We start from the raw sequence: 3,855 nt of genomic DNA on the forward strand, positions 1-3,855 counted from the left end.
AACAACTACAATGAAATTATTACTGCTCTATTGACTAGTCCTAGTGATGGACGATATAGAGAATTACTTGGAAACTTGTATCATAGTAATAGAGAAAAATTTGGTCATAAAAGTTATCAAGAAGATATAAATAACTATCATCAGAAAGGTTTTGATGACGAAGAAAATGAAGAAGAAGAGAGCCTAATGGACATATTAGATTTACTTACTATTGATGAAAATAGGAAGTTAGAAATGGTATTTGAGCTAATAGATGATCTTGATTTAGAAGTAATAAATGAAATGAAAGTAAGAATTGATAATAGACTTACACATTAAATATCATCTAAAACCAGAAGAGAAGAAGTTTTTAAAGTATGGAGGAAAATTATAAGACCAGTAACCTTAATGCAGAGGTTACTGGTCTCTTAAAATCCTATGCAAAATAAAGCTTTAAACTGATGTAAACCATCTTTTAAAGTGATAAACGTCTTCCCCTAGTAATTTATTTCTTTTGCGAATTTATAAATTTGTAATCGAGGGAGCAACTGTATAGTCGAGTTAAGTTGACTTATCTGATAAGACATTGTGTTCTTTTAAATTAGGTGATGTGATAGAATTATAACGGTCATCTAGTTAACTTCTGTGCTGATAGCATGGAAGGAGGTGACATCATGCATAGCATTCTATTTGAATTGTTGATTGCACCCATTATTGTTGGTGTAATCATCACATTGTTCGCTTATTGGTTGGACAGTCGTGATAAATGACTAGATGACTAAACCAATACACCATATAAAACCCCCAATCTACTGACATAGATTGGGGGTTCGGTGTTTCATGCATAACATTCTACTTGTTAATGTGATTATAACATTTTTTCTTTAAATTATCCAATTAAACCTTTTACTTTCTTGTTAGTTTTACCTTTTGTCTATTACCAACTTTTTAGCTCGATTCAGGGTCTTTCAAATATAAAATCGTCAAGATACCAATGGATTAATACACTTTCCTTTTAAAAATCAAAGTTTACAAGAAAATAGCTGCACTGATTTGGAGAGATAGACATATGCCCGAAATTGGACAAGATTTTCGAATTGTTACGTAAAGGAATATTGATGGTATAAAGTCTCTTCTTATAAAAGGGTATGGCTGATACTAATCTATTCACATCAGCCATACCTTGTATTTTAGTAACTACCAATCGGTGAGGGCATGTAAAGTAACTTTTTTTACTTTACTAAGTGGTTATTAAAAGTCCGGTTTTACCAATATATGCTCATTAGGATCTAACCCTTCTCTCGAATAGAGTTCAGGTATTTCATCCCCTTCAATTCCTTCTAAGCTAAGCGCTAATTTGCCTTGTTCAAATGCTTTTTGGACAGTATGACCAAATCCTAGGGCAGAATAAAACTGTGCAGCAAATTCTTTGGCTGCTTCGTCCTGAATTGCTTCATTCATTCCAATAGCAAAACCAACATGCTCTGTCACCATTTCGGCTTGGCCGTTGGAAAAGCAATTATTAAAGATAACTAATTTGATGGACTCTGACATGGTTTTCATTAAAAGGGTCACTTTTTCTTTAGATAAAAAACTCGGTTTGCCTTCTGCAGTTTCTAAAACGATGTCATGTTCAGATGACCCATGCCCACTAAAATGGATAATATGAGGTTTCACCTCATTAATGGCTTGTAGGAGATCACTAGACCTAACCGCCCAACGAGAATGCAGATTAATCGATTCACGATATTCAGAAGCTCGAATTTTTTCTTTCTATCTAATACTATGAACAGTTAATAAAATCGTATACATTAAAAATCTTCAATTTATAGGTCAAAATCGTTATCTTGCTAACATTTTTGATCATTATAGTGGTATATTCTATTTTTTAGTGTTCATGACTATGCGTAATATCATCATCCCTGCACATTACAGAATCCTTATGAGGGTGGTTTTCACTCTCCATCTGAATCGTTGCATGTCCAATATTCTCATCTTCCAACTCGTCTTCAATTGTTCTCAGAATTTCCTGGCTTTCCTGAATAGAAATGGTACCATCTACCACCACATGGCATGAAAGTGCATTTTGGCCACTTGTAATACTCCATACATGTAGATCATGCATATTATTTACTCCTGGAATGCTCTCTATGGTTTTAATCACTGCGTCAATTTCAACGTTTTTAGGGGTACCCTCCATCAATACATGAACGGCATCTTTTGTCACACGCCACCCACTTATCAATACAAGCACTGCAACAATCACACTGGCCAACGGATCTGCCCAGCCCCAGTTGAAGAAGAGGATCATCAGAGCCGCAATAATGGCCCCCACCGATCCAAGCAGATCGCCTATCACATGTAAAAATGCTGCACGTATATTCAAGTTTTCCTTCGTATCCCCGCCTCGCATGAGAATCCATGCTACAAGAATATTTACCAGTAGTCCAATAGTTGCGATGATTAACATACCCGTAGAGGCGACTTCAGGTGGATCTGTAAAACGTTGATAGGCCTCATAGAAAATGTAGATGGCAATCAGTACCAGAGTAACTCCGTTAAATACAGCTGCAAGAATTTCAAATCGTTTATATCCGTATGTTTTACTATAATCGGCCGCTTTTTCTCCAAGTATAAAAGCCAACAAACCGACACCTAGGGAAATTGAATCACTTAACATATGGCCCGCATCAGCTAGTAAGGCGAGGCTATTGGTCAAAATTCCCCCAATCGCTTCGATAATCATATATCCTGTGATGATTATGAAACTGATCATCAAGGTTTTTTTGTTCGCACCATGTGTATGGTTATGTTCATGACTCATTCAATCATCTCCTATTAATATTTATAGATGGGTATAATAGATGGGTTTATATAATTTTTTGGTCAATGGTGACGAGCATGGTTGATTGTTTCTTTCAACATGTTCATTACATGGGCATCATCATGGGAATAATATAGAGTCGTACCTTCCCTTCTATACTTGACCAAGCGCAAATTTTTCAAAAAGCGTAATTGATGCGAAACGGTGGATTGTCTTAAATGTAGGTTTTCAGCAATCTCATTTACGGAATATTCTTTAAGAAACAGCAAATTCAGTATTCTGATTCGTGTTGGATCACTTAATGCTTTGAAAGTTTGGGATACAACAAATAAAGTTTCTTCATCAAGACCTTTTTTATTACCAACAATTTTGTTTTCGTTAATATCTTTTATGATGGCTCACCTCTTACTAATCATAATGGTAGCTCTTAATATAAATATGGTTATATTTATATATACTCATATATTAAAAATGTTTAGCACTATTGTCAATATATTCGTAATGATGAGTACCACCAAATTTATCTTTTTTCTATTACTTCAATTGGCACTCAAGACAATCATTGATAGACTATCTTAGGTTCTGTTGCAAAGTAAAAAATATAGCTAACCACTAATTTATCATGTCAGTGTTCGCTTAACTTGCTAGCATGATGCTAATTTCGTGGCATGGCGAAAATCCGTAGATCTGAAGAGACCTGCGGTTCTTTTTATATAGAGCGTAAATACATTCAATACCTTTTAAAGTATTCTTTGCTGTATTGATACTTTGATACCTTGTCTTTCTTACTTTAATATGACGGTGATCTTGCTCAATGAGGTTATTCAGATATTTCGATGTACAATGGCAGTCAGGTTTAAGTTTAAAAGCTTTAATTACTTTAGCCATTGCTACCTTCGTTGAAGGTGCCTGATCTGTAATTACCTTTTGAGGTTTACCAAATTGTTTAATGAGACGTTTGATAAACGCATATGCTGAATGATTATCTCGTTGCTTACGCAACCAAATATCTAATGTATGTCCCTCTGCATCAATGGCACGATATAAATAGC

Annotated in this window: 5 protein-coding genes and 1 pseudogene; 2 read left to right on the plus strand and 4 right to left on the minus strand. The window is 34.9% G+C overall.

Features of this window, described 5'->3' with window-relative positions:
* The coding region (locus tag A33S_RS0107855; protein WP_026048983.1) for a hypothetical protein at positions 1–318 on the plus strand (318 nt) is incomplete at its 5' end.
* Positions 319–653: 335 nt separating this feature from the next.
* Positions 654–749 carry a type I toxin-antitoxin system Fst family toxin gene (locus A33S_RS12270; protein ID WP_017176713.1) on the plus strand — a complete coding sequence of 32 codons (96 nt, stop codon included), beginning with the start codon at positions 654–656 and terminating at the stop codon, positions 747–749.
* Between the two features lie 481 nt (positions 750–1,230).
* On the opposite strand, the gene A33S_RS0107865 is transcribed toward A33S_RS12270, so the two are convergent.
* From A33S_RS0107865 to A33S_RS11780, 4 genes and pseudogenes are all read right to left on the minus strand, one after another.
* On the minus strand, positions 1,231–1,656 hold the full coding sequence (locus tag A33S_RS0107865) for a CHAT domain-containing protein (protein WP_001837443.1): 426 nt from the start codon (positions 1,654–1,656) through the stop codon (positions 1,231–1,233).
* A gap of 211 nt (positions 1,657–1,867) precedes the next feature.
* Entirely contained in the window at positions 1,868–2,803 is a 936-nt protein-coding gene (locus A33S_RS0107870; RefSeq protein WP_001837444.1) for a cation diffusion facilitator family transporter, read from the minus strand.
* A gap of 62 nt (positions 2,804–2,865) precedes the next feature.
* Positions 2,866–3,186, minus strand: a complete 321-nt coding sequence (locus tag A33S_RS12050; protein WP_072324278.1) for an ArsR/SmtB family transcription factor — start codon at positions 3,184–3,186, stop codon at positions 2,866–2,868.
* 253 nt (positions 3,187–3,439) lie between these two features.
* Positions 3,440–3,855: pseudogene (locus tag A33S_RS11780) on the minus strand (IS6-like element IS257 family transposase); the annotation flags it as partial.

The organism is Staphylococcus massiliensis CCUG 55927 (assembly GCF_000298075.1).
Classification (GTDB): domain Bacteria; phylum Bacillota; class Bacilli; order Staphylococcales; family Staphylococcaceae; genus Staphylococcus; species Staphylococcus massiliensis.